The sequence below is a fragment of the Acidocella aquatica genome (genome assembly GCF_030160635.1).
GTDB classification, from domain to species: domain Bacteria; phylum Pseudomonadota; class Alphaproteobacteria; order Acetobacterales; family Acetobacteraceae; genus Acidocella; species Acidocella aquatica.
The window spans coordinates 1-2,679 of sequence record NZ_BSOS01000111.1 but is presented as its reverse complement, the minus strand read 5'-3'; the positions used below and the strand labels follow the sequence as shown (position 1 = coordinate 2,679).

Sequence of the window (2,679 nt, the reverse complement as noted above, 5' to 3'; positions counted from 1 at the left end):
GACGATATTTCGATTTTGCTGCGGGATTCTGCTGGTGTGTTTAAGAAGGCTCGTACGAGCACTCATACGAGTGCTCCGATTGAACGTGTCGAGGTTATCACTCGCGGCGCGCGTCGTCGTTGGCGTGTTGCTCAGAAGCGTTCGATTGTTTTGGAGAGTTGGACCCCGGACGTGGTGGTTTCGGCGCTATGCCGCCAGCACGGCATTGGCAGCGGGCAATTGAGCACATGGCGCCGGGAGATGCGTGAGGGTAAATTGGGTGAGCCCTATCCGCCGGCTCTGCATTTTGCCCAGGCGGTGGTGGCGGAGCCGACGACGATCGGTCGTTTTCCACAGCTGCCGCCGGATAGCGCGCCGGATCAGCCACGCGGCGAAGCCGCCGCAGCCTCGAAGCGGCAACGTCGCCGTCCGGCTGACGGCGATGCCATCGAGATCGGCCTGCCGAATGGCATGGTGGTGCGGGTCGGCGGCGCTGTTGACCAGGCGGCGCTGAGGCGGGTGCTGGCGGCGGTGAAAGAGTCATGATCGCGCCTGGGGCTGGGGTTCGTGTCTATCTCGCTTGCGGGCGGACGGATTTGAGGCGCGGGCTCGACGGTTTGGCGATGCTTGTGCAACAGTCATTTTCGGAGAATCCATTCTCTGGCGCGGTCTTTGCCTTCCGCGGGCGCAGAGCCGGACAGATAAAATTGCTTTGGCATGACGGCATCGCGTTGTGCATGCTGAGCCGCCGGCTGGAGCGCGGCACGTTTTTTTGGCCGCAAAGCGGCACGACCCTGGTGTCACTTTCCGCTGGACAGTTAGCGACACTTCTGGAGGGCTGCGAGTGGCGAGCACCTGTGCGTAGCTATCGTCCGGAACTAGCCGGGTGAGTCGTCGTCGATTATGATTTGATCAACACAAACGTGATTTTCCAAAGTAATTTTGAAATGATTTATTGACGCGATTCGGGCGGTTTTGCGATGTTGAACGCATGGAGATCGACCCTGCCAGCTTGCCGGACGACTTGGTTATTTTACGCGAAACTCTCATCAATGTGACACTTGAGGCTGCTGGTCTGCGCGCGGAAATCGACAAGCTACATCAGATTATCAAAGCATTCGCGCGGCACCGGTATGGTCAGCGTTCCGAACAGCTCAATGCCGATGAGCGGCAGCTGGTCATTGAGGACCTGGAACAGACGATGGGTGAAGGTGCTGCCGCCAGCGACGCGCTCGGCGATATTTTGCCCGCCGAGCCGAAGCAGCCGAACGAGAAGCGCACGCGCAAGCTGCGGGAGCGCAATATCGGCCAGCTTCCCGATTCGCTGCCAAGGTACACAGTGACGCTCGACCTGGAAGACAAGACCTGCCCCTGCTGCCGGGGTGAATTGCACCGGGTTGGCGAGACAAAAACCGAAATGCTGGACAAAGTGCCCGCTACGCTCCGGGTGAAAGTGACTCTCCGGCCCCGCTACACCTGCCAGGCTTGCGATACGCCACCCGTCCAGGCGCCGGCGCCGGAGCGGCCGATCGACGGTGGCATGGCAACCGAGGCGCTGATTGCGCATGTGCTGATCTCGAAGTTTTGCGATTACCTGCCGCTGTACCGGCAGTCGCAGATGTTCCAGCGGCAGGGGATCATGATCGATCGGTCGACCCTGGGAGATTGGATCGGCCGGGCCTGCTGGTGGCTCCGCCCGCTTTACGATCGCATTGTCAGCCATGTGATGACGGCGGACAAAATCTTTGCCGATGACACCGGCGTGCCGGTTCTTGACCCTGGACGTGGCAAAACCAAGACCGGCAGATTCTGGTGCTACGCGATTGATGACCGCCCCTGGCGCGGCCCATTGCCGCCGGCCGCCGCTTATTTTTATGCCGTGGATCGCAAGGGCATTCGCTCCGCCGGCCACGTGGAAGACTTCCGCGGCACAATGCAGGTTGATGGGTATGCCGGCTTTGGCCAGGTGGCAAAAGAACGCGCAGATGCATCGGTCAAGCTCGTGTTTTGCTGGGCCCACGCCAGGCGGGGGCTATTTGAAGTCCATAAATCGACGCAATCCCCCATCGCAGCGGAGGCGCTGGCGCGGATCGCCGCATTGTACGCGATCGAGAAAGATATTCGTGGCAGAACAGCGGCGCAACGCCAGGCTGAACGGCACACTCGATCGCGCCCGCTCGTGGACGCAATGCACGTCTGGTTACAACAGCAACACAACCGCATTTCAAAATCATCAATGCTGGCCAAAGCCATTCGATACGTCTTCAACCATTGGGAGGGCCTGACATACTTCCTTGAGGACGGCCGACTGGAACTCGATACCAACACGGTCGAGCGCGAAATAAGACCTATAGTTCTTTGCAGAAAAAATGCACTATTTGCCGGCAACGATTCCGGTGCGGAACATTGGGCAATCGCCGCTACACTTATTGCATCGGCAAAGCTGAACGACGTCAATCCGGAAGCCTATCTCACCGATGTGCTGGAGCGGATCGTCGCGGGCAAAACCAGGAGCACCGAACTCGAAAGCCTGCTCCCTTGGAACTGGTGCCCGAGCGGCGAAGCCAAACTGGCAGTCGCGGCGTAATCGACAATACGAAACAGGATGTGCGGCCGGCCCCAGCCTGCAGGCCCAACTGCCGCTGACCAGCGCAATGATGGCGGAACCCACAACAACTCTCGCCAATCAAAGCAAACCTG

At 59.6% G+C, this 2,679-nt stretch carries 3 protein-coding genes; all 3 read left to right on the top strand.

Annotated elements, in window-relative coordinates; translation table 11 throughout:
* Positions 1-525: IS66-like element accessory protein TnpA (gene tnpA / locus QQJ84_RS19120; protein WP_284259928.1), on the top strand; the 525-nt coding region annotated here is incomplete at its 5' end.
* Positions 522-869 carry an IS66 family insertion sequence element accessory protein TnpB gene (gene tnpB, locus QQJ84_RS19115; RefSeq protein ID WP_284259927.1) on the top strand — a complete coding sequence of 116 codons (348 nt, stop codon included), beginning with the start codon at positions 522-524 and terminating at the stop codon, positions 867-869. The genes tnpA and tnpB, both read left to right, overlap by 4 nt.
* Positions 870-970: 101 nt before the next feature.
* Positions 971-2,566, top strand: a complete 1,596-nt coding sequence (gene tnpC, locus QQJ84_RS19110) for an IS66 family transposase (protein ID WP_284259926.1) — start codon at positions 971-973, stop codon at positions 2,564-2,566.
* Positions 2,567-2,679: the final 113 nt, after the last annotated feature.